Raw genomic sequence first — 23,707 nt, 5'->3', positions numbered from 1 at the left:
CGGCGTGTCGGAAAGCGCAGTGCCGTCAAGGGCGCGCCTCCCCTCTCCGGCCGGTGCGCGGCCCTACCTTGGGCTGCGTGAAGCTCCTGCACACGTCCGACTGGCATATCGGCCGTACCTTCCACGGCGCCGATCTGCTCGCCGAGCAGGAAACCGTGCTCGGCCATCTCGCCGATCTCGTGGCCGCCGAGTCGGTCGACGTCGTGCTCGTGTCCGGCGACATCTACGACCGCGCGGTGCCCTCGGCGGAGGCCGTCCGCGTGGCCACGACCGCGCTGGGCAGGATCCGTCAGGCCGGCGCGGCACTGGTGATGACACCGGGCAACCACGACTCCGCGCCGCGGCTGGGCGCGTTCGCCGAGTTCGCCGCGGCGGGCGGGCTGCACCTGCGCGCCACGATCGACGGGCTCGCCGAGCCGGTGCTGCTGTCCGACGAGCACGGCGAGGTCGCGCTCTACGGGATCCCGTATCTCGAACCGGAGCCCGCGCGTCACGCCCTTGGCGTACCCGAGGCCCGCGGCCACACCGGCGTCCTCACCGAGGCGATGCGGCGGGTCCGGGCGGATCTCGCGGGACGGCCGTCCGGAACGCGTTCGGTGGTGCTCGCGCACGCCTTCGTCACCGGCGGCGAACCGACCGAATCCGAGCGGACCATCGCGGTCGGCGGCGTCGAACAGGTGCCGGGTTCGGTGTTCGACGGCGTCGACTACGTCGCACTCGGCCACCTCCACGGCCCGCAGACCCTCGCCGAGCACCTGCGCTATTCGGGCAGCCCGCTGGCGTACTCGTTTTCCGAGACGCGCCAACGGAAATCGGTCTGGCTGGTGGAACTCGGCGCCGATGGGCTCGCCGAGGTCCGGCGCCACGAACTACCGGTGCCGCGCCACCTCGCGATGCTGCGGGGTGAGCTGGCGGATCTCCTTTCCGATCCGGAGCACGACGGCCTCACCGAACACTTCCTCTCCTTCACGGTCACCGACCGGGTCCGCCCGATCGACGCCATGCGCAAGCTGCGTGAGCGGTTTCCCTACGCGGTGCACATGGACTGGCAGCCGGAAGGCGGGCACGACGGTGCCGCGCTGAAGTACGCCGAAGCCGTCCGCGGGCGATCCGACGTCGAGATCACCCGGAGTTTCCTGGAGGACTGCCGCGGATCCGCGCCGTCGGAGAGCGAAGAGCGGCTGGTGCTGGCGGCGCTGGGCGCGGCGGGCAGGGAGCGCGAAGTATGAGGTTGCACCGGTTGGAGGTCGCCGCTTTCGGTCCGTACGCGGGCCGCGAGGTGGTGGACTTCGACGTGCTCGGCGCCGATGGGCTGTTCCTGCTGCACGGTGACACCGGAGCGGGGAAGACGACCCTGCTCGACGCGATCGCGTTCGCGTTGTTCGGCACCGTCCCCGGCGCGCGGGGCGAGGTCAAACGGCTGCGCTGCGACCTCGCCGAGCCCGACCAGGTCACCGAGGTCGTCCTGGAACTGACCGTGCAGGGGCAGCGGATGCGGATCGCGCGCAACCCCGAGTACCAGCGACCGAAGCGCCGTGGCGAAGGAATGACCGTCCAGCAGGCGAAGGCGGTGCTGAGCTGGGTCGGCACCGTACCCGCCGGACACGTGGCCGAGGGCATCACGCGGATCGACGAGGTCGCGCGCACGGTCGAGCGGCTCATCGGCATGACGCACGAGCAGTTCTTCCAGGTGGTCTTGCTGCCGCAGGGCGAATTCGCGCGGTTCCTGCGCGCGAACACGGCCGAACGCGAGGAGCTGCTGGAGCGGCTGTTCGGCACCGAGCGCTTCTCCGACGTCGAGAACTGGTTCGCGAATCTGCGTGCCGAACGAGGCCGCGAGTTGCAGGCGCGGCAGCAGACGCTTCGGGAGTGGGTCGCGCGGTTCGCGCAGGTCGCGGGGCAGGAGGCGCCCGAGGAAGGGCAGGCCGAGTGGGTCGGGGAGGTGCTCGCCGAGTCGGCACGGCGCGTCGCCGAGGCCCAGGAACGCGACACGAAGGCTCGGACGGCGGCCAAGAAGGCTGAAGCGGTCTGGCAGGAGAACCGGTCCACCGCCGAACGGATCCGCCGGGTGCGCACCGCGTACACGCGGTTGTCGGTGATCGCCGAGCAGGCGGGCCAGCGTGCGGAGTGGGCGGAAGAAGTCGAGGCGGCGCATCGTGCGGCGGGTGTCGTCGCGGAGGCGGATCTCCTCGAGCGCAGGCTGGATCAGCTCGCGGAGGCCGAAGCCGCCGAGGCGCTCCGGGCTCGGGAAGTGCCGGACGCGGTGGAGAGTTCGGCAGCCGAGCTTCGCGCTCGCGCCGGCGGGTTGCGGGAAGAAGCGGGCGCGCTCGCCGAACTCGTGGCGGAAAGCGAGCAGCAGCAACGGGCTCTGGTCAGCCGCGATCAGCTGAACGCCGCCGCTGAGAAGGCGAAGAAGCAGGCCGAGGACTTCGCCGCCGAGCTCGGCGCGGCGCCGGAGAAGGTCTCGGCTTTGCGGGCCGAAGCGGCCGCTGCCGCCGAAGCCGAAGCGAAGCTCGACGGCGCCCGCGCTCGTGTCGACGAGCTGACCGCGCTGGTTCGTGACGCCGAAGAGGTGCCCAGGACACGACAGGCCGTCGAGCGGGCACGTGCGGCGGTCAGCGAGGCCGTGGACGGCCATCAGCAGGCCCGTCAGCACCGGCTGGATCTGCGGGAACGGCGTCTCGAAGGAATGGCGGCCGAACTCGCCGCCGGTCTTCACCCGGGCGAAGACTGCCCGGTCTGCGGCGCGACGGAGCATCCGTCGCCGGCGACGCACACCGGCGGCTTGGTCGACCCCGAGGACGAGCGCCGCGCCGAAGCCGCGGAGCAGCAGGCGCACGTGCGGCGCGAGAAGGCGAAAGCCGCGATGCAGGAAGCCGAAAACCGCCTGACCGTCCTGATCGAGCGGCTGGGCGAGCACACCGAGGAGACATTGCGGGCCGGGCTCGCCGAAGCGTGCGACCTGGTCGCGACGCTGTCGGAGACGGCTCGCCGAAAGCCCGCTCTCGAGACGCGGCTCCTCGAACTGGAACGGAAGATCGAGCAGCTGACCGAACAGCACGGGGCGGCCGAACGCCGCGCGGTCGAGGTGGCGACCGAGGTGCGCGGGCTGGCCGAGCGGCTGGCCGAGCGCGAACGCCGGTTGGAGGCCGCGCGCGGTGAGTTCGCCGACGTCGCCACCCGGCGGCGTCATCTGCTCGGCTTCGCGACCCGCCTCGACGCGTTGGCCGAAGCGCGGCTGACCGTCGCGGGTGTCCGCGAGCGCCGTGACGAGCAAGCGAAACTGGTCAAGGAAGCGTTGCGGGCCAAGGGTTTCGTGGACCTCGACGAGATGCGCGCCGCGGCGCGGCCGGACGAGCAGATCATGAAACTGGAAGCCAGCCTCGCCGACGCGAAGGTGATGGAGCGGGCCGCCCGCGAGGAACTCGCGCAGCCCGAGTTGTTCGGCATCTCGCCGGAGGACGAGATCGACGTCGCCGCTTCGGCGGACACGGCGCAGGACACGCGAGCCGAGGCCGAGCAGGCCTTCGCGGCGCTGCGGACGGCGAAGACGCGGCACACGGACCTGACCGGGCTGGCCGAGCGGATGACGTCCTCGATGGCGGAACTGGCGCCGGTCGAAGAGGAGTATCTCGAACTGAAGGCGCTGGCCGAGGTGGTCAACGGTCGTGGGCAGAACGCGCGGAAGATGTCGCTGCGCTCGTACGTCCTCGCCGCGAGGCTGGAGGAGGTCGCGGTCGCGGCGACGGCCCGCCTGCGGACGATGAGCCAAGGCCGCTACTCCTTCGTGCATTCCGACGCGGCCGGGGCGCGGGGCACCCGCGGCGGGCTCGGCCTCGACGTGCTCGACGACTACTCCGGCACCATCCGGCCCGCGAAGACGCTTTCGGGCGGCGAATCCTTCCTCGCGTCACTCTCGCTGGCACTGGGCCTCGCTGACGTCGTCGCCGCCGAAACCGGCGGAGCGCTGCTGGACACGCTGTTCATCGACGAGGGCTTCGGCACGCTGGACGCCGAGACGCTCGACATCGTCATGAACATCCTCGACGAGCTTCGCGCCGGCGGTCGCGTGGTCGGGCTGGTCTCGCACGTGGAGGAACTGCGGCAGCGGATCCCGACGAGGCTGCGGATCCGGAAGTCGCGTACGGGCTCTTCGGTGGAGATCCATGCCGCCTGACCCTGCCGCCCCGTGCTATGAAAGGCCCCTTCATTGCAAAATTTGCAATGAAGGGGCCTTTCATAGCACTTGCGTGAGGAGGTCAGGCCGCTTCGTGCGTCAGCAGCCACTGCTTCGCCGGGACACCCCACCGGAAGTTCCCCACGCCGCCGCCGGTCCGCACCACCCGGTGGCACGGCACGAACAGCGCCGCCGCGTTCTTCGCGCACGCCGACGCGGCCGCCCGCACCGCCGCCGGATTCCCCGCCAGCGCCGCGTACTCCGCATAGCTGACCGGTGCGCCCGCGGGCACCTTCCGCAGGATTTCCCAGGCGTGCTCCCGGAAAGCGCCGGACCGCTGCCGAACCTCGATATCGGCGACGGCGACCAGTTCGCCGTCGTGGTAGCGGCGGATCGCGGTGCTCACCGGGCCCAGGTCCCGTCGCTGCTTCACTTCGCCAGGGGTGAGGGAAGGCGAGATCAGCGGCGTCAGTTCGCCGACGTCGCCGGTCCAGCCCGAGGCGAGCACGGCCCCGTCGCCCGCCACCACGGCGGTGAACGGGCCGATCTTGGTGTCCATTGTGGACCAGTACGCGATGCTCATCATTCTCCCTTTTCGGCGCGCCACAAGTACATGCCGGCGTACGAGGACCAGGGCTGCCAGGCCCGTCCGCGTTCGGCCAGCGTCGTTTCGTCGTCGGTGATGCCCAGCGCCGCCGCTCCACGGCGCAGCGCCGGGTCACCGGTCAGCAGGACGTCCGGCGCGCCCAGCACGCGCATCAGGACGTAGTCCGCGGTCCCCGGCCCGATTCCCGGGACGTCCAGCAGTTCCGCCCGCAGCTCCCCGGGATCGCGGCCGACGTGGACCGCCACCCCGTCCGCCAGCGCGCGGGCCACCGCGGCCACTCGTTCCGGGCCGTGTTCGGCGATCTGGGCCGCCGTCGGGAACAGCGTGGTCAGCCCTTCCAGCGACTCGTCGCAGCTGGGCAGGCGTTCACCGAGAGCGTCGGCGAGCGACGCCGCCTCAGCGGGGGACAGCATCGCGCGCAGCACGAACTCGTCGCCGTCGACGGTGCCGGGTACCCGGATGCCGGGGATCGACTCGACCAGCGGCGCGAGGGCGGGGTCGGCCCCGAGGACCCGCGCGACCGCCTCGGGATCGGCGTCGAGGTCGAGCAGCCGCCGCACCCTGGCCACCGCGCTGCTCAGGTCGCGCAGGTCGGTGAGCCGCAGGTCGCAGCGAACGTGGTCGTCCTTCGCCGTCAGCCACACGACGCCGGGGCCGTGCGCGAGCCGCAGCGTGCGCCCGTAGCCGGTCACTCCGGAATCGTCGCGCGTCACGTGCTCGACGCCGGGGACGGCCTGGTCGGCCAGGAAGTCCAGCACCCCGGCCGCGTCGAACGGCTTGCGGAACGGCAGCCGCAGGCTCAACCGTGTCCCGGTCGGCAGCTCCTCGGCCTTACGACGGCGCAGGCTCGCGGCGCGAAGCTGTGAAGGCGTCGTCGCGAAGACCTCCCGGATCGTCTCGTTGAACTGGCGGACGCTGGAGAAGCCCGCGGCGAACGCGACGTCGGTCAGCGGGAGGCCGGACATCTCGATCAGCAGCCGCGCCGAGTGCGCCCGGTGGGCCCTCGCCAGCGCCAGCGGCCCGGCACCGAGCTCCGCGGTGAGGACGCGGCCGAGCTGCCGTTCGGAATAGCCGAGCCGCCGCGCGAGCCCCGGGACGCCGTCGCGTTCGACGGTCCCGTCCGAGATGAGCCGCATCGCCCGAGCGGCGAGGTCGGCCCGGATGTCCCAGTCGGGGGAGCCGGGAACGGCGTCGGGCAGGCAGCGGCGGCAGGCGCGGAAGCCGTTGGCCTGCGCGGCCGCCGACGTCGGGTAGAAGCGGACGTTCTGCTGCTTCGGCGTCGACGCGGGGCAGGACGGACGGCAGTAGATCCCGGTGGTGGCGACGGCCATGATGAACTGGCCGTCGAACCGGGAATCACGGGCGGCGACGGCGCGGTAACACCGTTCGGCGTCGCGCCAGACGGCCCGTTCGGCCAGGGTCTGCTCGGTCATGACATCGATCGTGCCACCAGGTCGGAGGCACGGCTGGCGGAAATCCGACACGGCGATCAAGGCCTCGGCGGATGGGGCGGCGGGCGGCACGTAGACTTCTGGCCCGTGAGTCTCACCCTCGGCATCGTCGGCCTGCCCAACGTCGGCAAGTCCACCCTGTTCAACGCGCTGACCCGCAACGACGTGCTCGCGGCGAACTACCCGTTCGCCACGATCGAGCCCAACGTCGGCGTCGTCCCGCTGCCGGATCCGCGGCTGGACAAGCTCGCCGAGGTCTTCGGCTCCGAGCGGACCGTGCCCGCCGTCGTGTCCTTTGTGGACATCGCGGGAATCGTGAAGGGTGCCTCCGAGGGCGCAGGCCTCGGCAACAAGTTCCTCGCGAACATCCGCGAGGCCAACGCGATCTGCCAGGTCATCCGCGTGTTCGACGACCCGGATGTGATCCACGTCGACGGCCGCATCGACCCCGGCAGCGACATCGAGACGATCAACACCGAGCTGATCCTCGCCGACCTGCAGACCCTTGAGAAGGCGCTGCCGCGGCTGGAAAAGGAAGCGCGGACGAAGAAGGAGAACAAGCCCGCGCTCGACAACGCCCAGAAGGCGAAGGAGATCCTCGACGCCGGGCGGACCCTCTTCCAGGCGCAGAAGGAGGTCGACTTCGAGGCCCTGCGCGAGCTGAGCCTGCTCACCACGAAGCCGTTCCTCTACGTCTTCAACGCCGACGAAGGCATCCTGACCGACGAGTCGCGCCGCGAGGAGCTGGCCAAGCTGGTCGCCCCGGCCGACGCGGTGTTCCTCGACGCCAAGGTCGAAGCCGAACTGCTCGAACTGGACGACGAGGAGTCCGTGCGCGAGCTGCTGGAGTCCGTCGGCCAGCACGAGCCCGGTCTCTACTCGCTGGCGCGCGCCGGCTTCCACACCCTCGGCCTGCAGACGTACCTGACCGCGGGGCCCAAGGAGTCACGCGCCTGGACGATCCCGCAGGGCGCGACCGCCCCGCAGGCCGCGGGCGTCATCCACACCGACTTCGAGCGCGGCTTCATCAAGGCCGAGGTCGTGTCCTTCGCCGATCTGATCGAGCACGGCTCCATGGCCGCCGCCCGGTCGGCGGGCAAGGTGCGCATGGAGGGCAAGGACTACGTCATGGCCGACGGGGACGTCGTGGAGTTCCGCTTCAACGTCTGATCGGTCGGGGTGCAACTCGGGCCCGCGGTTCGCTGCATGGAGTGACTGTTCGGTGTTCGGTATTGGCCGAACACCGAACAGTGTGGAGCATATGGTCGTGGACTTGCTTCCCTCGACGGCTTCGACTCGGCTCGTCGCAGCCTGCCGTGCACCTGCGTGAAGACCTCACTTCTTCAGGGTGTCGAGGTTCGCCGACAATCTTGAGCCTGGTGTGCATCGGAGAGCCGTGGTGTGCTGCGATGCCGGATCGGCGACGAAACGATCCGAGTTCAGAGTCGTCAGGAACAGCTCGGGCGCGACCTCGGTATGGAAACGCTGGTCTGCGTGCTGATCGCCGACCGGATCCTGCTGTCCGAAGTCATGGCTTCGCTGTCCGCCGTCCGTCCGGTCTTCCATTCGGAGGCCGACTTTCGGTTCGCCTTCGCGCAAACACTTGCCGGACTGGCGCCCGAGCTGAAGATCCGACTCGAAATGCGACAGCCCGGCGACCGGCGTGAATTCGTGGATCTCGTGTGCTCAGGCGCCAGGAGGACGCTGGTGGAGTTCAAGTACGCCACCGCCCGATGGGCAGGCGAGCAGGGGGCGGACGCTGAGTGGTTCTCGCTTCGCGACCACACCGCCATGGATCTGGTCCGCAGGAATTTCGTGTTCGACGTATCGCGTTTGGAGCGGTTCGTCGAGAATGGTTGGGGCGACGACGGTCTCGCCATTCTGCTCAGTAATGTTCCGGGTCTCTGGAACCCGCCCGGGTCGAGGCTGACGCGAGACGCCCAATACCGTCTGCACGAGGGGGCGGTCCTGACAGGCAAGCTCCACTGGGGCACCGAGGTCGCCCCGGCACCTGCCAGCGACCGCACGCTGCGCGGCCGCTATGAAGCGAGATGGACGGATTACACCGATCTTACTGGAGACCGCGGGAAGTTTCGCTGGCTCGCTTGGCGCGTCGAGAGCCAGGCGTCGGTGAGTGGTGAGAACGGTTGGAACCCAATGTCACGTAGCTTAAGTTGATCTTGGGCGGGGTTGACGGGTGGGGTTAAGGCTCTCTTCGCTGTGTCTGATGCGACGAAGGGGGCGCCTTCGGTCCTGGTCGTGGGTCGGGTTGGTCGTGGGTCGGGTTGGTCGTGAGTGGCGTTTCGGGTTAGAACCCGAAACGCCACTCACGACCCCTTCGTGCAATCGCCTATCCGGGCATCAGTCGGACATTGAGTCAGCGAAAAGTGTCCTTAGTGGACACCCAGGGGCGCGGTCGGCTCCTGTCGGCCAGGGCAACCGAGCGCGTGCCCTGCGACAATCCTCACCACTCACGACACCTCACTACTTCCGCAGTAGGCTGTACGCCGCCGAGCCGATCAGCTCCAGCGAAACCTGAAGCCGCTCAAGGGAAACGTTGTCCTTGATGGTGTCTTCCGGCGTGTGGTAGGTCGGCTCCAGCAGCGCCGGGCCGGATTCGCCGCGCCAGCTGAAGTTGCCCGAAGCGATCCCGCGCTCGAAAAACGGCACGTGGTCGCTCGAACCGCGCGCCACCGGGCCCTTGACCCGCGGGTCGTAGCCGAGCCGCTTGGCGGCGGCGTTGACGGCGGCGGTCGTGGCGTTGTCGGCGCCGTCGACCGAAAGCAGCCAGTAGGTGATCGCCGGGTCCCAGCTGGTGGCGACCATGTCGTTCTGGAAACAGCCCGCGATCCGCTTGGCTTCCGGGTCGGACAGGTTCTTGACGTAGTGCCGCGAACCGATCAGCCCGTACTCCTCCGAGCCCCACAGCGCGAACCGCAGCGTCTTGTTCGTCGGCAGGTATCGCAGGACACGCGCCAGTTCCAGGCAGAGCACGGTGCCGCTGCCGTCGTCGTTGGCGCCGGGGGAGCCGGGGACGCTGTCGTAGTGCGCGGTCACCATGACCACGCCGTCGTCCTTGCCGGGGAACGTGGCCGGCCGCTCGGCGATGACGTTGTACGACGTCAGGTTCTTGTGGTGGGTGGCCGTCGCCTTCACCGTGACCGAGCCCTTGGCGAGCCGTTCGCGCAGGCGCTCCACCTGCACCTGGGCCAGGCCGAGCACCGGAATGGTGACCGGGGTGGCGAGCGTCGGGGAGAACGCGGACAGCTTCCGTGCCGGGTCGGCGCCGATCCGGCCGAGCAGCACGGCGTCCGCTCCGCGCTGCGCGGCCATCAGGTACGCGTCGGCCTTGTTGGCCACGGCGGCGATCAGCACGATCTTGCCGGTCAGATCGTCGGGCAGCGTGCTGCCGTCACCGGCGTCGACGACGACGGCCTCGCGCGTGACGTCCTGCGCGCCCTGCGGCGACGAGCCGGTCTGCCAGCTGTCGCGCCCGATCGACAGGCTGCCCAGGAACTTGTCGGCGATCGGGAACGGCTGCAGCGTGACCTGGTAGCGCAGGTCCCGAAGCACCTTCGCGATGTAGTCCTTGGCTCGCAGTTCACCTTCGGTGCCGGCGATCCGGGGACCGATCTTGTCGCTGAGCACCCGCAGGTGCTCCAGCGCCCGCCGCGACCGCACTCGCGCGACCACCGGGTAGTCGCCGAATTCCAGCGACGGCGGGAACTGCGCGCCCGGACGTTGCTGCGTGGCCGCGGCGGCGGTGCCGGGGTTCAGCCCGATCGTCGCCGCGCCCGCCAGTGCCACCGCGCCCGCGAGCACCTCACGTCTGCGCAGACCTGCCATGGAACACCCCTCACTTCTCGAAGAAACTCGTTCGAGTAGCTAAGAGTCACGGGGCCGCCGGGGCAACCTCCGATCGTCCCCTTTTTCCGGTTCACCGCACGGCGACCCGGCGCACTGGATTTCGAGACCACCGGCCCGGAAGCGGCATTCGCGGCTCCGCGGGTTTGCGCAGGGACGAGTGCTACCAGAGTGGTATCATCGGCGAATGGCCATGACCCTGAGGTTGAACGACGAGCAGGAGCGCGCTCTCGCCCTGCTGGCGGAGGCCGACGGCGTGAGCAAGCACGAAGCCACCGTTCGCGCCATCACCGAGGCCGCCGCGCGCCGCGTCCGCGACGATCGTGTCCGTGCGCTGTCCCGGAACGGCCGCGAGCGTTACGCCGCTCTGCTCGACCGTCTCGCTCAGTGATCGAGTACCTGACCGTCGAAGACCTCCTGGCGCTCGCGGAGGATCTCCGTGTGCCCAAGATCCGCGATCTCGGGCTGCTCGACTCCGCCGCGCACCGGCCGCAGGCTTCGTTGATGGGGCGGGACGCCTATCCGACGCTGCACGAGAAGGCGGCAGTACTGCTGGAGTCGGTCGTGCGCAACCATCCGCTCGTCGACGGGAACAAACGGCTGTCCTGGATGGCGACGTTCGTCTTCTACGGTCTGAACGGGTACGACCTCGACGCGCCGGAAGACGACGCGTACGACCTGGTGATCGCCATGTCGGTCGGTTCGCGCACCTACCAGGACGCCGCGGTCGAACTGGCGGCGTGGGCGAGGGTAACTTCGGGCGGATGAAGCCGCTGAGTCCCGACATGTTCGCGCCCGGCTGCCCGTCGAACCTGACCCCGTTCAGGATCGGCGACAAATGGGCGGGCCTGGTCGTGCTGTGCCTGGAAGAAGGGCCGCGCCGATTCTCCGAGCTGCGGGTGCCCTTGAGGGGAGTCACGCCGAAGGTCCTCACGGAGACCTTGAGGGCTCTGGAACGGGACGGCATGATCACGCGGACGGTGTACGACGAGACGCCGCCGCGGGTGGAATACGAGCTCACCTCGCTCGGCCGGACGTTGTTCGAGCCGATGGAGGCATGCCGTGAATGGGCGGCGAAGCACCTTCCGGAGCTGGTCGCCGCCCGCGAGGCCTACTCGGGCTAGAAGGAGCTAGCCGAGCAGGCCGAGCACGACGATCGTCAGCAGCGTGATGGCGGCGGCGAACGTGGTCACCCAGGCGCGCTGGGCGGCGGTGATGGAGGCGTTGTTCACGGCGGTTCCCCGGGGGAGAGAAGCGACAGGTCCGCCCGGAACAGCGCGTTGATCAGGCTCCGCGTTACCTGCCGGACGCCGGTGTGACCAAGATCACTGATCGTGCTGGTGATGCCGATCGCGCGCCGTGTACCAGAGCACTCCGGCGGCGGCCGCCACCATCGCGCCGAACGCCGAGAACCCCACCACGATCGCTTGCGTCATCACTCGTCCTTTCTCGTTGTGTCCCTACCGGGATGACGTCCGAGAAGCGGAGTCGTGGCGCGATCGTCGCGGACGTCACATGCCGTCGAGTACCCCGTCGATCTGCGACGCGAGCGAGAAGTCCTTCTCCGTCAGCCCTCCGGCGGAGTGCGTGCTGAGCCGGAACGTCACCGTCCGCCAGCGGATGTCGATGTCGGGATGGTGGTCGGCCGCCTCCGCCAATTCGGCCACCTTGCCCACCGCTTCGATGGCCTTGGGGAAGCTCGGCAGCTTCGCCGTCCGCTCGATCGTCACGCCGTCGCGGGTCCACCCGGAGAGCTTGGTCACGGCTTCGTCGGCCTGCTGGTCGTTCAAGATTTCCGCCATGACTCCATGGTGGTACGCCGTCGGCTACGCTGCACGTTTGCCACGGGTCCCCCCTTGAAGAACGCAGGAGGCTAGATGAAACGCGCCCTCCGCACGGTCGTTGCGGCAGGCACGGTGGCCGCCCTCGTCGCGGGCTGCTCGCTCTCCGGGAACACGGGGAACGACCCGCAGGCGCCGGCGACGGTCACGCTCGTGACACACGACTCGTGGCTCGCCCCGCAGGAGGTCCTCGACGCGTTCGAGCGGCAGTCCGGGATCAAGATCTCCGTGCTCAAACAGGGGGACGCGGGCGCGCTGACCAACAAACTGGTGCTGACCAAGGCGAACCCGATCGGGGACGTCGCGTACGGCATCGACTCGACGTTCGCCTCGCGCGCGCTCACCGAGGGCGTTTTCGAGCAGTACACCAGCCCGGAGGCCGATCGAGGCCCGCAGCGCTACTCCGTCGACCCCGAGCACCGGCTCTCCGCGGTCGACCTCGGCGACGTCTGCGTCAACATCGACACCCGGTACTTCGCGGACAAGGGGATCCCGGAGCCGAAGTCGTTCGCGGACCTGGCCGACGCCAAGTACAAGGACCTGATGGTCACCGAGAGCCCCGCGACGTCGTCGCCCGGCCTGGCGTTCCTGCTCGGCACCGTCGCCCAGTTCGGCGAGGAGGGCTGGCAGGGGTACTGGACACAGCTGAAGGCCAACGGGCTCAAGACGGTCAGCGGCTGGGAAGAGGCCTACCAAAAGGAATTCTCCGGTTCCTCGGGCAAGGGTCCGCGCCCGATCGTCGTCTCCTACGCCTCTTCGCCCGCCGCCGAGATCGGTGACGACGGCAAGCCGCGCACGAAGGCACTGCTGGACACCTGCTACCGCCAGGTCGAGTACGCGGGGGTGCTGAAGGGCGGCAAGCAGGTCGAAAAGGCCCGCAAGGTCGTGGACTTCCTGCTGTCCCAGCAGTTCCAGGTGACGGTGGCGAGCAACATGTACGTGTACCCGGCCCGTCAGGGCGTCGAGCTCCCGCAGGGCTGGGCACAGGCCGCGCCGCAGCCGCAGCAGCCGAAGACGCTCGAACCGGCCAAGATCCAGGCCGGGCGCGAGCAGTGGATCGCCCAGTGGCGCACTCTTCTAGAGGGCTGAGTACTTCCAGGCTGACTTCCCGGGGAGCCGGGCTGGCCGCACTCGCCGTGCTGCCGCTCGGCTTCCTCGTGGTGTTCTTCGCCTGGCCGGTCGCGGCGATCGTCGCGCGCGGATTCGGCTCCGGCGGGGTCGGCACGGCCATCGGTGACCCGCTGACCTGGAAGCTCGCCGGATTCACCGTCGCCAGTGCCGGGGTTTCGACGATCGTGGCGGTGCTGGCGGGCCTGCCGGTCGCGTTCCTGCTCGCGCGGGTGCGGCTGCCGGGGGTTTCGCTGGTCCGGACGCTCGTGCTGGTGCCGTTCGTGCTGCCGACCGTCGTGGTCGGCCTGGCGTTCCGCGCCCTCTGGCCCGACGGCGGCCTGCTGCCCCTGGTGCTGGCGAACGCCTTCTTCAACGTCGCCGTCGTCGCACGCACGGTTTCCGGGCTGTGGAGCCATCTCGATCCGCGCACCGTGGACGCGGCGCGGGCACTCGGCGCGTCGCCGTGGCGTGCCTTCCGCTCGGTGACGCTGCCCGCGCTCGCCCCGGCCGTCGCGTCTTCGGCCGCGGTGGTGTTCCTGTTCTGTGCCACCAGTTTCGGTGTCGTGCTCATCCTCGGCGGGGCGAAGTACCGCACCCTGGAGACCGAGATCTACCTGCGCACGGTCGAACTGCTCGACCTCTCCGGCGCGGCCGCGTTGTCGCTGGTGCAGTTCGCCGCCGTCGTCGCCGCGCTGGTCGTCGGCACGCTGGCGAGGCGGCGCCGGGAGAACGCGGTCCGGCTGCGTTCGCGGAGCGAGACCGCGCGGCGACCGAGGGGTGGCGAGTGGTGGGCGGTGTCCGCCGGGCTCGCGGTGGTCGCGCTCCTGATGACGCCGATCGTGGCGTTGCTGGTCGAGTCAGTGTCCACTTCGGACGGCTGGAGCCTCGCCGGGTACGAAGCGCTCGCCGGGCACGGCTCCCGAGGCGCCCTTCAGGTTTCCGGCTGGGACGCGGCGTCGATGTCGCTGCGGACGGCGTTCGACGCGACGACGCTCGCGATGATCGTCGGTGTGCTGGCCTCTGTCGTGCTGGTGGCGTTGCGCCGCACGCCGGGCAGGCTGGCCAGGGGCATGGGCGAGACGATGGACGCCGCGCTGATGCTGCCGCTGGGTGTGTCCGCGGTGACCGTCGGTTTCGGCTATCTCGTCACGCTCGACGCGCTCCCCGGCGACTTGCGGACGTCTCCGCTGCTGGTGCCGCTCGCGCAGGCGCTGGTGATCATCCCGCTGATCGTGCGGATGGTGCTGCCGGTGCTGCGGTCGGTCGACGTCCGGCTGCGGCAGGCCGCGTCGACGCTCGGCGCGAGCCCCGGCCGGGTGTGGCGGGAGATCGATCTCCCGCTGACGGCGCGTTCGCTGGTCGCGGCGGCCGGATTCGGTTACGTGGTCGCGCTCGGCGAGTTCGGCGCGACGAGCTTCCTGGCCAGGCCGGACGCGCCGACGTTGCCGGTCGCCGTCGCGACGCTGATCTCGCGGCCGGGGGAGCTGAACAACCAGATGGCCTACGCGGCCTGCGCGCTGCTCATGATCGTGACCGTGGTGGCGGTGGTGCTGATCGACCGGTTCGGCGCGGTCCGTGGGCAGAATTCGGTAGGGGAGTTCTAGTGTCGCTGTCGGTACGGGATCTGACCGTCCACTATGGATCCTTCGCGGCGGTGAAGGACGCCGGGCTGGACATCGCCGACGGCGAGGTGCTGGCGTTGCTCGGCCCGTCCGGTTCGGGGAAGTCGACGCTGCTGCGGGCGATCACCGGCCTGGAGCCGCTGACGTCGGGCACCGTGCGGTGGGACGGCGAGGACCTCTCCGGTGTCCCGGTGCACCGGCGGGGGTTCGGGCTGGTGTTCCAGGACGGGCAGCTGTTCCCGCACAAGGACGTCGCCGCCAACATCGCGTTCGGGCTGCGGATGCACGACGTCCCCCGCGCCGAGCACGCCGGACGGATCCGGGCGCTGCTCGATCTGGTCGGCCTGGCCGGTTACGAGCGGCGGAGGGTGACCGAGCTGTCCGGCGGGCAGGCGCAGCGGGTGGCGCTGGCCCGCGCGCTCGCGCCGGAACCGCGGTTGCTGCTGCTGGACGAACCACTGTCCGGTTTGGACGCCGGGCTGCGCGAACAGCTGGCGATCGACCTCGCGGCCCTGTTACGGCGCAGCAAGATCACCGCGCTGCTGGTCACGCACGATCAGGAGGAGGCGTTCACGCTCGCCGACCGGGTCGCCGTGCTCGACGACGGTGAGATCCGGCAGGAGGGCGCGGTACGCCGCGTCTGGCGGCAGCCGGTGGACGAGGACGTGGCGCGTTTCCTCGGGGTGACCACCTTCGTCGACGGCGAGGCGTCGGGCGGGACGGTGCGGACCGTGCTCGGCGAGGTCACGCTGCCCGACGTCGAGGACGGCGCGGTGCGGCTGGGCCTGAGGCCGCACGGTCTGCGGGTCGCCCCGGAAGGTGTCGAGGGCGAGGTCGTAGCGGTGGTGCACCGGCGGGAGCACGTGCGGCTCGTGGTAGCTCCCGGCGGGGATCTGTCCACTGTGGACGCGGTCGCGCCGGTCGCCGCCGATCTGCGCCCCGGTGACACCGTGTGCCTCGCGCTGGACCCGGACGGCGTCGCCCGGCTCCCGCTAACGCTCGGGGGAACGGGCGACGATGACCGGGCATAGCGCGTACGAAAGCACCTGCTGGCTGGTCGACCCGAGCAGCATCCCGGCGAATCCGCCCCGGCCACGGGTACCGACCACGAGGAGCTGGGCACGGTCGGCGTATCCGAGCAACACTTCAGCCGGCTTCCCTCGGGTGACGACGCGCTCGACCGAGACGTCCGGATACCGGCCTTGCCAGCCGGCGAGCCGCTCGGCCAGCACTTCGCTCTCGCGCTCCTCGATGTCGCTGGCGTTGTACGTCCACTCTGTTTCGTCGAACAGTGCCGACGGGAGGACGTCGTCCCAGGTGTGGACCGCGACCAGCGGCGCGTCGCGCCTTGAAGCCTGTTCGAAGGCGAGCGCCAGCGCGGCATCGCCGGTGTGCGAGCCGTCGACACCGACCACGACCTGGCCTTCCGTGGGCGGGTCGTCCTCGGCTACGTGAGAGCGCACCACCGCGACCGGGCACTTCGCGTGCGCCGCGAGGGCGATCGACACCGAGCCGACCAGCAGCCTGCCCAGCGGACGGATCTGTTCCGGGCCGAGCACCAGCAGGCCGGCGTCCTCCGACATCGCCAGCAACGCCTGCGCCGGCTTCTCGTGACGCAGGTCCAGAGCGACCTTCAGGGAAGGTTCCACCTTCCGTGCCACGTCTTCGGCCTCGCGGAGCAGGCGGTGTCCTCGCATCTCCGCCATTTCCGCGAGCTCTTCGCGCGTCGGCAAGGGTTGTGGATACTCCAGGGAGTCCTTGTCGAACGCGAGTACCAGCCGGAGTCCGGCCCCTCGGCGACGCGCTTCCGCCGCCGCCCAGCGGACGGCCAGTAGCGAGGACGCGTTTCCGTCGACCCCGGCGACCACGGGCCTGTCCGCTTGCTCGTTCACGACGATTCGCTCCTTACCTCGGACAGTGCGTCAACACGACTATGTGCCTTCGCGCGGCGTCGGCGGCAGATCCGGACGGCTCGGGTCGTCGGGACCAAATACCCGGAGTGGCGGGCGCCGAAACCTGGTGCCGCTTCGCGGTGCGTGAGGCCGGACAAGGCCTCACGCACCCGCGGGTCACTTGACGCGGACGACCTCTCCCTCACGGCGGCGCTGGCGGTAGTTGGTCATTTCCCGTTTGACGACCGGGGCGAGCAGGTAGAGCCCGATGATGTTGAACAGCGCGAGCAGGAACAGGACGGCGTCGGCGAAGTCCAGGACACTGCCGAGGGTGAGCACCGACCCCACCACCACGAACAGGCAGAACACCACGTGATAGAGCCGCTCACTGAGCACGCTCTTGCCGAACAGGTAGGTCCAGGCCTTCTGTCCGTAGTAACCCCACGTGATGATGGTGGACACGGCGAAGAGCACCACGGCCACGGTGAGCACGTAGGGGAACCAAGGCAGCGCGCTGGCGAACGATTCGGAGGTGACCGTCACCCCGTCCGGGGTGGGGCCGCCCGCGGCCACGGTGGCCTTGGCGTCGGTCCAGAACTGGGTTTTGGCGATGATCACCGTCAGCGCGGTCATGGTGCACACGATCACGGTGTCGACGAACGGCTCGAGCAGAGCCACGTAACCTTCGGTGATCGGGTGCTTGGTCCGGACGGCGGAGTGCGCGATGGGGGCGGAGCCCAGACCGGCCTCGTTGGAGAACGCCGCACGCTGGAAACCCACGATCAGCGCGCCGATGGCGCCACCGGCCACACCTTCGGGAGCGAACGCGCCGCTGATGATCTCGCCGAAGGCGGCGGGCACCGAGGTGATGTTGGCGCCGATGACGACCAGGCAGGCGACCACGTAGACGATGCCCATGGTGGGCACGAGCTTGCTGGTCACCGCGCCGATGGACTTGATACCGCCGGCGATCACGAGGCCGACGAAGACGGCGAGTGCTATCCCGAAGATCAGGGCCGCGCCGTCGCCGCCGAGGAAGCCTTCGTCACCGCCGGTGACGTTGCGCAGCTGAGCGAAGCTCTGGTTGGCCTGGAACATGTTGCCGCCGGCGATGCCGAAGAACAGGATCATCACCGCCGCGCCCGCCGCGAGGATCTTGCCGAGAGTGCGTCCGCCCTTGGTGGGGAAGCGTTCGGCGATACCTCGGCGCAGGTAGTGCATCGGGCCGCCGGAAACGGTCCCGTCGGCGTGCACCTCGCGGTATTTCACCCCGAGCGTGCACTCGACGAACTTGGTGCACATGCCCAGGAGACCGCAGATGATCATCCAGAAGGTGGCACCGGCTCCGCCGATGGTGACCGCGACGCCGACACCGGCGATATTGCCGAGGCCGACCGTGCCGGACAGGGCCGAGCTGAGGGCCTGGAAGTGGGAGATCTCGCCGGGCTCGTCCGGGCGGGTGAACTGGCCGCGGGCGATCTGGGTGGCGAGGCCGAAGGCCCGGAACTGGACGAAGCCGAAGTAGACGGTGAAGGCGGCCGCGGCGACGACCAGCCAGGCGACGATCCAGGGGAAGGTGACGCCGAAGACGGTGACCTCGGCGAACACGAAGCCGGACACTGCGTCGGAGATCGGTTTGAACACGCTGTTGATCGTGTTCTCGATCCCCGACAGCATGCCACTTTCCGCGGCGAGCACCTGGTCGGATGCGGACTGGGGATGTGGCAGGGACCACGTTGTCTGGAACATGGGGGACAAGTCGACACAAACCGGACCGAGTGCACAAGGGTGTGGCCGATTAGTCTGTGGTTCGTTACCTGCTGACAGGGTTCCCTTAAGGTTGGCCCGGTGTCCGCTCGACCTCCGCGCTCAACTGAGCGCGGAGGTCGTGGATCCTTCAGCCGTCCCGGGTGGTCAGTCGCGCGTAGGCGATCGAGAGCCCGATGGCGATGTAGCAGGCAGCGCGCAGTGCCCCTTCGCCGAGCAACGCGGTGTCCACCGGGTCCATCAACACCGATGCGGGCGCCTGCGACCAGTTCTCGTTGAGCAGGAACGGATGCAGCCACGACACCGCGTCCAGGAAACCGAGGATGGTGAACACGATCGTCCCGGCCAGCACCGAGGCGACGACCAGCATCGGATGTTCGGTGAACGCCGAGATCGCGAGCGCGACCGCGCCGACCGCCCACAGTTGCAGGACCACCCACGCGGCCACGAGCAGGACGCGGCCCAGCGCGTCCCAGACGCTCAGCGTCGAGCCGGTGAGGGTGAACATCGAGTCGGTGCCGCTGATGAGCAGGCCGGTGACGAATCCGGTGAACGTCATGGCCAGTACGGCGATCGTCGAAACCGTCGCGACGCCGAACGCCTTGATCGCGAGCAGCCTGCCCCGGCCGACCGGCGCGATCAGCCAGCCGCGCAGCGTCCCGTGGGCCGCCTCGCCGGCGATCGCGTCCGCCCCGGCCATCGCCGAAGCGAGGGGGAGCAGCAACCCCAGTGTCATGGTCAGTGCCGCGACCGGCAGGATGAAGCCGTTGTTGACCGCGGAAGCGAGCAGCGCGCCATCCCGTCCGCCGCTCGTTTCCGAAGCGTCGACGAACGTCAGCGCGACCCCGATGATCACCGGGATCAACGCGAGCAGGCCCAGTACGGCGAGCGTGCGGGGCCGCCGGAAGATCCAGCGCAGTTCGGCGCGATACAGCCGGAGCAGGCCGACAGTGTCCTGCCCGGTCCGTGCCGCGGGTGCCGCGGCCAGAGCGTGGGTCACGACTCCCCCTCACCGTCTACAGTGGACTCCGGCTGGGTCAGCCGGGCGAACAGGTCTTCGAGTCCGGTCCGCGCCCTCGCCGCCTCGTGCACGGCCACTCCGGCCGTCACCAGATGACGCAGCACGTCGGGGGCTTCGGCGGCGGTCAGGTCGACGCGGACGCCGTCCGGCGTGAGCCTGCTGCCGATCCTGTTCTCCCGCAACGTCTCCACCGCTAGTTCGGCGTCCGGCGTCCGCACCAGCAGCGCCGCGTTCCCCGACTCCAGCAGTTCCGAGAGCTCGCCCTGGGCGATCACGTTCCCGGACTGGAGCACCGCGACGTGCGTGCAGGTCGCCTCGACCTCCGCCAGCAGATGCGACGACACCAGCACGGTGACGCCGTCGGCGTGCAGTTCGCCGATGATCCGGCGGATCTCCCTGGTGCCCGCCGGGTCGAGGCCGTTCGTCGGCTCGTCGAGCACGACCATCCGCCTTGGCACGAGCAGCGCGCTCGCCAGCCCCATCCGCTGCTTCATCCCCAGCGAATAGCCCTTGTAGCGCCGGGTGGCGGCGCCGGTCAGGCCGACGCGCTCAAGCGCCGCGTCGACCGCTCCGGGGATTCCCGCCGAGGCCAGCCGCGGTTCGGCCGCGGCCACGCGCAGCAGGTTCTCCCGCCCGGAGAGAAAAGGGTGGAAACCCGGCCCCTCGACCAGCGCGCCGACGTCGGGCAACGCGTGCGCCGCCTCGTCGGGCATCCGTTTGCCGAAGAGTTCGACCTCGCCCTCGGTCGGCCGCACGAGACCGAGCAGCATCCGGATGGTCGTCGTCTTGCCCGAACCGTTGGGGCCGAGCATCCCCAGCACGGCGCCTTCGGGGACGTCGAGATCGACGTGGTCCACGGCCACCGTGCGGCCGTAGACCTTGCGCAGGCCCCTGGTGCGGGCCGCCATGGGTACCGCCGGAGCGGACGCCTCCTGGGAAGCGTCCGCTCCGGCTTCGAACGTGGTTGTCACTTCGCGGCCAAGGCCTCGAAGAGGACCTGCTCCGGCACCGCGCCGACGGCGTAGCGGCCGTCGTCGGTCAGTACGCCGGTGCCGACCTTGGTGGTCACCAGCCAGCCGCTGCCCCAGGCACCGCTGACCGGCTTGGCGAACCGCGAAAGCAGCGCCTTCGGGTCGACCTGGCGGCCCTGCTCGTCCTTGGCCTCGCCGGCCTTCGCCAGCGCGTCGGCCGGGATCTTGCCGGTGATCGCGGTGTCCCAGCCGTCGCCGACGACCTTGATCTCGGACTTCGCCTGCTCGGCCAGCTCACGGTTCTTCGGGTCGACCTCGGCGGTCTTCTCGGTCACCTTCGCGCCCTTGGGCGGGGTGAACTCGAAGTTCGACGCGGGCTGGGCCGCGAAGTTGATCTCGCTGAACGAAGCCTCGAACGCCGGGGCGGACGTGCCGTTGGCCAGCACCGTGACCCGCAGCGGCAGCCGGGTCTGGTCGTCGATCGCGACGCGGATCTCGCGCAGGAGCGTCCGCTCGGTCGGCTTCGGGGTCAGCACCAGTTCGTACGCGGCCCGGTTCGCCACCGAGGCCGTCCCGTCGACGGCGATCGTGCTGCTCTCGCGCACCTTGGCGAGCAGTTCCGAGGCGACCGAGGCCGGGTCGACGGTCTGGGCCTTGTCCTGGTGCTCCTTGGCCAGATCGGCCGGGATGGTCACCTTGGTGGCCGAGTTGTCCTTGGAGTCGTACTCCCAGACGGTCTGGCCGTTCCGGACGATGGTCTGCTGGCTGGAACCCTCGGTGAGCGAGATCTTGCTCTTGCCCGTGCCGTCGGTCGAAACCTGCGCCGAGTCGATGTTAAGCGCCGATACACCGGGCAGGGTGCTGCCGACCTGCGGCAGGCCGAGGTCGTTGCTGACCTTGACCTTCCCGTCGAACGCCGACGGCTTCGCGTTGAGCGTCGACTGCACCAGCTCTTCGGCGCTGACCTGCGGCAAGACGGGCGCGTCGCCCGCGGTGGCCGGCATCGCGACGACGACGAGCCCGCCGACGCCGAGAGCCGTCCCCACCACCGCCGCGGTGATGGCCTTCCTCTTCGGATCCATGCTGTCTCTCCCTGTTTCCCCGAACCCGGAGTGTGCTCGGGTCTTGGCGACAACGCTTCCCCGGAAACGCTGAGACACCACTCAGACTCCGCCGCCGGAGCTGAGATGGCGCTGAGAGGTCGCGCGTGAGCTGGTCGAAGCGTGAATGATGAGGGACGTGAAACCTCGAGTACTGGTGGTCGACGACGAGCCCGGCGTGCGCAAGGCGTTGCAGCGGGGGCTGCGCGCCGAGGACATGGACGTGGTCACGGCGGCCGACGGCCCCAGCGGTCTGCGGCTCGCGCAGACGGGGTCCTTCGACGTCGTCCTGCTCGACATCATGCTCCCCGGCCTTTCCGGCTACCGCGTGCTCGAACGCCTGCGCGCCCTCGGTGTCACCACACCGGTACTGATGATTTCGGCGAAAGACGGCGAGGTCGACCAGGCGGACGGCCTCGACCTCGGTGCCGACGGCTACCTCGTGAAACCGTTCTCGTTCGTCGTCCTGGTCGCACAGGTGCGCGCGGTGCTGCGGCGGGCCTCGCCGGAGGCCATCCGCGGGCCGCTGCGCATCGGCGCGCTCGAAGTCGACCGGAGCCTGCGGCAGGTCCGCTACGACGGCGTCGAGGTGGCGTTCAGCCCCCGTGAGTTCGCGCTGCTGGAGGTACTGGCCGGCCGGGCGGGAACGGTCGTCACCAAGGACGAGCTGCTGCGCGCCGTCTGGGGTGACGAGCAGGCCGCGACCCGGAACGTCGTCGAGGTCTACGTCGGTTACGTGCGCCGCAAACTCGACGCGGTCGGCGCGGGCGCGCTGGTCCGGACCGTGCGCGGGCACGGTTACCTGGCGTCGGACCCGCAGCTCGACGAAGTGATCGCCCCGGCGGGACAGGGGTGATCGGCTCGCCGTCTTGGTGGCGCCGCCGATCGCTGGAGGTCCGGATCACCCTGCTCACGGCCACGGTCACGCTCGGTTTCCTGCTCGGGCTGGCGGCGGTCGCGGGGGACAATCTCCAGCCACTGCTGATCGGCTCGGTCGACGACGAGCTGAGCGCCCAGCTGGAAACCGCGAAGGCCGACGTCGCCGCGGGACGGGCGCCGTCGGGATCGGCGGTCACCGTCCGCGTCCTCGACACCGGCGGCGGCCCGGTGGACGGCCTCCCGCCCGCGAACCTCGGCCCTTCCGACGTCCGCGCGCTGAAGGCGGGCGAACCCGTCACGACCGGCGGTGAGCACAGCTGGCGGTGGGCGGGCACCGTGGTCACCGCCCCCGACGGGCAGCAACGGCTCGTCGTCGCGGGTGCGGGCTTGGTCGGCTTCGGGACCGCTGTGCACTCCGGCGGGCTGTGGCTGTTCGTGGTCGCGTCCGTCGGCGCGGTGGGTGCGGGGATCGCGACGTGGCTGCTGGTGCGGTTCGCGCTGCGGCCGGTGGCGCGGATGCGCGGGTCGGTGCGGGTGCTCCCGCCCGGCGCGCGGCTGCCGCTCCCGGATTCGCACGACGAACTCCGCGCGCTGGCGGAGGAGTTCAACGCGTTGCTGGCCAGGCAGGAGGAAGGCGCCGAGCGGCTTCGCCGGTTCACCGGGGACGCCGCGCACGAGCTCCGGTCGCCGGTCGCGTCGATCCGCGTGCAGGCCGAGGTCGCGGTCACCAATCCCGATCCCGACCTCTCGCAGGAGACACTCGCCGACATCCTGGAGGAGGCGGAACGGCTCTCCGCGCTGCTCGACGGGCTGCTGGCGCTGGCGAGGTCGGACGCGGGGGAGGTCCCGCCCGCGGAACCCGTCGAGCTGGTGAGCGAGGTGCGGGCCGCGGTCGCGCGGATGCCCGCCGGCGCGCCGGAGATCCGGGTGAGCGGCACGGTCGGGACCGCGTGGGCGCTGGCCACGCACGCCGAGGTCGAGCTGGTGCTGAGCAACCTGCTGCGCAACGCCTGCCGGTACGCGCGGGGCCAGATCGTGGTGTCGGTGCTGGCGGCGCGGTCCACCGTGCGGGTGGTGGTCGACGACGACGGGCCGGGGATCGCGCCCGAACACCGGGAGCGGGTGTTCGACCGGTTCTACCGCGTGTCCGATTCGCGGGCCCGGTCGTCCGGCGGCACCGGGCTGGGGCTGGCGATGGTCGCGGAGGCCGTCCGCCGCCGAGGGGGCCGCGTCCGCGTCGGTGAGTCACCCGATGGCGGGGCGCGTTTCCAGGTCGTCTGGCAGGCGGCGCGGCCTGGCGCCTCGGCGTGATTCGCGTGCCCAGGCACGGAACACGCGTGCTTGAAGGCCGAACACACGTGCTTGGAGGCGGAACACCTGTCTTCCGGCTTCAAGCACGCGAGAT

The 23,707-nt window shown here is 70.0% G+C and carries 21 protein-coding genes; 12 read left to right on the top strand and 9 right to left on the bottom strand.

Annotation, left to right across the window (positions count from 1 at the left end):
* Positions 1-77: 77 nt before the first annotated feature.
* Both AC069I_RS20770 and AC069I_RS20765 read left to right on the top strand, forming a co-directional pair.
* Positions 78-1,229, top strand: a complete 1,152-nt coding sequence (locus AC069I_RS20770) for an exonuclease SbcCD subunit D (RefSeq protein ID WP_478226259.1) — start codon at positions 78-80, stop codon at positions 1,227-1,229.
* Positions 1,226-4,177, top strand: a complete 2,952-nt coding sequence (locus tag AC069I_RS20765) for an AAA family ATPase (RefSeq protein WP_478266203.1) — start codon at positions 1,226-1,228, stop codon at positions 4,175-4,177. Before AC069I_RS20770 ends, AC069I_RS20765 begins: the two co-directional genes overlap by 4 nt.
* Positions 4,178-4,259: 82 nt before the next feature.
* Here the strand turns inward: AC069I_RS20765 and AC069I_RS20760 are convergent, their stop codons facing one another.
* Positions 4,260-4,760, bottom strand: a complete 501-nt coding sequence (locus AC069I_RS20760) for a methylated-DNA--[protein]-cysteine S-methyltransferase (RefSeq protein WP_478266202.1) — start codon at positions 4,758-4,760, stop codon at positions 4,260-4,262.
* A complete protein-coding gene (locus tag AC069I_RS20755; RefSeq protein ID WP_478266201.1) occupies positions 4,760-6,217 on the bottom strand; it encodes a DNA-3-methyladenine glycosylase 2 family protein in 1,458 nt (485 codons plus the stop codon). The genes AC069I_RS20760 and AC069I_RS20755 overlap by 1 nt, the downstream gene beginning before the upstream one ends.
* Before the next feature lie 105 nt (positions 6,218-6,322).
* On the opposite strand from AC069I_RS20755, the gene ychF reads away from it, so the two are divergent.
* Positions 6,323-7,405 (top strand): redox-regulated ATPase YchF, encoded by a 1,083-nt coding sequence (ychF, locus tag AC069I_RS20750; protein WP_378443118.1) that lies wholly within the window; start codon positions 6,323-6,325, stop codon positions 7,403-7,405.
* Between the two features lie 324 nt (positions 7,406-7,729).
* Positions 7,730-8,413 (top strand): hypothetical protein, encoded by a 684-nt coding sequence (locus AC069I_RS20745; protein WP_478266200.1) that lies wholly within the window; start codon positions 7,730-7,732, stop codon positions 8,411-8,413.
* Positions 8,414-8,719: 306 nt separating this feature from the next.
* On the opposite strand, the gene AC069I_RS20740 is transcribed toward AC069I_RS20745, so the two are convergent.
* A complete protein-coding gene (locus tag AC069I_RS20740) occupies positions 8,720-10,081 on the bottom strand; it encodes a M20/M25/M40 family metallo-hydrolase (RefSeq protein ID WP_478226263.1) in 1,362 nt (453 codons plus the stop codon).
* A 205-nt stretch (positions 10,082-10,286) separates the two neighbouring features.
* Between AC069I_RS20740 and AC069I_RS20735 the strand changes: the two genes are divergently transcribed.
* The 3 genes from AC069I_RS20735 to AC069I_RS20725 are packed head-to-tail and all read left to right on the top strand — an operon-like array spanning position 10,287 to position 11,223.
* A complete protein-coding gene (locus AC069I_RS20735; RefSeq protein WP_478226264.1) occupies positions 10,287-10,490 on the top strand; it encodes a CopG family transcriptional regulator in 204 nt (67 codons plus the stop codon).
* Positions 10,487-10,867 carry a type II toxin-antitoxin system death-on-curing family toxin gene (locus AC069I_RS20730; protein WP_478266199.1) on the top strand — a complete coding sequence of 127 codons (381 nt, stop codon included), beginning with the start codon at positions 10,487-10,489 and terminating at the stop codon, positions 10,865-10,867. The genes AC069I_RS20735 and AC069I_RS20730 overlap by 4 nt, the downstream gene beginning before the upstream one ends.
* Positions 10,868-10,884: 17 nt before the next feature.
* Entirely contained in the window at positions 10,885-11,223 is a 339-nt protein-coding gene (locus tag AC069I_RS20725; RefSeq protein WP_478226406.1) for a winged helix-turn-helix transcriptional regulator, read from the top strand.
* 387 nt (positions 11,224-11,610) lie between these two features.
* Here AC069I_RS20725 and AC069I_RS20720 read toward each other — a convergent pair whose 3' ends face one another.
* The gene (locus AC069I_RS20720; protein ID WP_478235172.1) at positions 11,611-11,901 is read right to left on the bottom strand and encodes a 4a-hydroxytetrahydrobiopterin dehydratase; all 291 of its coding nucleotides are present in this window, start codon (positions 11,899-11,901) and stop codon (positions 11,611-11,613) included.
* A gap of 75 nt (positions 11,902-11,976) precedes the next feature.
* Between AC069I_RS20720 and AC069I_RS20715 the strand changes: the two genes are divergently transcribed.
* The 3 genes from AC069I_RS20715 to AC069I_RS20705 are packed head-to-tail and all read left to right on the top strand — an operon-like array spanning position 11,977 to position 15,703.
* Positions 11,977-13,029 (top strand): thiamine ABC transporter substrate-binding protein, encoded by a 1,053-nt coding sequence (locus tag AC069I_RS20715; RefSeq protein ID WP_478266198.1) that lies wholly within the window; start codon positions 11,977-11,979, stop codon positions 13,027-13,029.
* On the top strand, positions 13,005-14,654 hold the full coding sequence (locus tag AC069I_RS20710) for an ABC transporter permease (protein ID WP_478235174.1): 1,650 nt from the start codon (positions 13,005-13,007) through the stop codon (positions 14,652-14,654). Before AC069I_RS20715 ends, AC069I_RS20710 begins: the two co-directional genes overlap by 25 nt.
* Complete coding sequence (locus AC069I_RS20705) at positions 14,654-15,703, top strand: ABC transporter ATP-binding protein (RefSeq protein ID WP_478235175.1); 1,050 nt, start codon at positions 14,654-14,656, stop codon at positions 15,701-15,703. The genes AC069I_RS20710 and AC069I_RS20705 overlap by 1 nt, the downstream gene beginning before the upstream one ends.
* On the opposite strand, the gene AC069I_RS20700 is transcribed toward AC069I_RS20705, so the two are convergent.
* From AC069I_RS20700 to AC069I_RS20680, 5 genes are all read right to left on the bottom strand, one after another.
* Positions 15,665-16,564, bottom strand: a complete 900-nt coding sequence (locus tag AC069I_RS20700) for a universal stress protein (protein WP_478226269.1) — start codon at positions 16,562-16,564, stop codon at positions 15,665-15,667. The genes AC069I_RS20705 and AC069I_RS20700 overlap by 39 nt on opposite strands.
* 177 nt (positions 16,565-16,741) lie before the next feature.
* The gene (locus AC069I_RS20695; protein WP_478266197.1) at positions 16,742-18,313 is read right to left on the bottom strand and encodes an alanine/glycine:cation symporter family protein; all 1,572 of its coding nucleotides are present in this window, start codon (positions 18,311-18,313) and stop codon (positions 16,742-16,744) included.
* A gap of 148 nt (positions 18,314-18,461) precedes the next feature.
* Positions 18,462-19,331 (bottom strand): ABC transporter permease, encoded by an 870-nt coding sequence (locus AC069I_RS20690; RefSeq protein WP_478226271.1) that lies wholly within the window; start codon positions 19,329-19,331, stop codon positions 18,462-18,464.
* Positions 19,328-20,323: an ABC transporter ATP-binding protein gene (locus AC069I_RS20685; protein WP_034305294.1), complete on the bottom strand. Its 996-nt coding sequence runs from the start codon at positions 20,321-20,323 to the stop codon at positions 19,328-19,330. Before AC069I_RS20685 ends, AC069I_RS20690 begins: the two co-directional genes overlap by 4 nt.
* Positions 20,320-21,405 (bottom strand): LolA family protein, encoded by a 1,086-nt coding sequence (locus AC069I_RS20680; RefSeq protein WP_478235179.1) that lies wholly within the window; start codon positions 21,403-21,405, stop codon positions 20,320-20,322. The genes AC069I_RS20685 and AC069I_RS20680 overlap by 4 nt, the downstream gene beginning before the upstream one ends.
* Positions 21,406-21,550: 145 nt before the next feature.
* Between AC069I_RS20680 and AC069I_RS20675 the strand changes: the two genes are divergently transcribed.
* Positions 21,551-22,279: a response regulator transcription factor gene (locus AC069I_RS20675; RefSeq protein ID WP_478226273.1), complete on the top strand. Its 729-nt coding sequence runs from the start codon at positions 21,551-21,553 to the stop codon at positions 22,277-22,279.
* Positions 22,276-23,613: an ATP-binding protein gene (locus tag AC069I_RS20670; protein WP_478226274.1), complete on the top strand. Its 1,338-nt coding sequence runs from the start codon at positions 22,276-22,278 to the stop codon at positions 23,611-23,613. The genes AC069I_RS20675 and AC069I_RS20670 overlap by 4 nt, the downstream gene beginning before the upstream one ends.
* Positions 23,614-23,707 lie beyond the last annotated feature (94 nt).

Source organism: Amycolatopsis sp. NPDC043885 (assembly GCF_056435685.1).
This window is presented reverse-complemented; position numbering and strand designations above follow the sequence as displayed.

Coding starts and splice junctions, on each gene's coding strand:
- AC069I_RS20680 (WP_478235179.1), bottom strand. CDS start 21,405: ATGGATCCGAAGAGGAAGGCCATCACCGCGGCGGTGGTGGGGACGGCT.
- AC069I_RS20695 (WP_478266197.1), bottom strand. CDS start 18,313: ATGTTCCAGACAACGTGGTCCCTGCCACATCCCCAGTCCGCATCCGAC.
- AC069I_RS20720 (WP_478235172.1), bottom strand. CDS start 11,901: ATGGCGGAAATCTTGAACGACCAGCAGGCCGACGAAGCCGTGACCAAG.
- AC069I_RS20760 (WP_478266202.1), bottom strand. CDS start 4,760: ATGAGCATCGCGTACTGGTCCACAATGGACACCAAGATCGGCCCGTTC.
- AC069I_RS20735 (WP_478226264.1), top strand. CDS start 10,287: ATGGCCATGACCCTGAGGTTGAACGACGAGCAGGAGCGCGCTCTCGCC.
- AC069I_RS20715 (WP_478266198.1), top strand. CDS start 11,977: ATGAAACGCGCCCTCCGCACGGTCGTTGCGGCAGGCACGGTGGCCGCC.
- AC069I_RS20675 (WP_478226273.1), top strand. CDS start 21,551: ATGATGAGGGACGTGAAACCTCGAGTACTGGTGGTCGACGACGAGCCC.
- AC069I_RS20765 (WP_478266203.1), top strand. CDS start 1,226: ATGAGGTTGCACCGGTTGGAGGTCGCCGCTTTCGGTCCGTACGCGGGC.
- AC069I_RS20755 (WP_478266201.1), bottom strand. CDS start 6,217: ATGACCGAGCAGACCCTGGCCGAACGGGCCGTCTGGCGCGACGCCGAA.
- AC069I_RS20740 (WP_478226263.1), bottom strand. CDS start 10,081: ATGGCAGGTCTGCGCAGACGTGAGGTGCTCGCGGGCGCGGTGGCACTG.
- AC069I_RS20725 (WP_478226406.1), top strand. CDS start 10,885: ATGTTCGCGCCCGGCTGCCCGTCGAACCTGACCCCGTTCAGGATCGGC.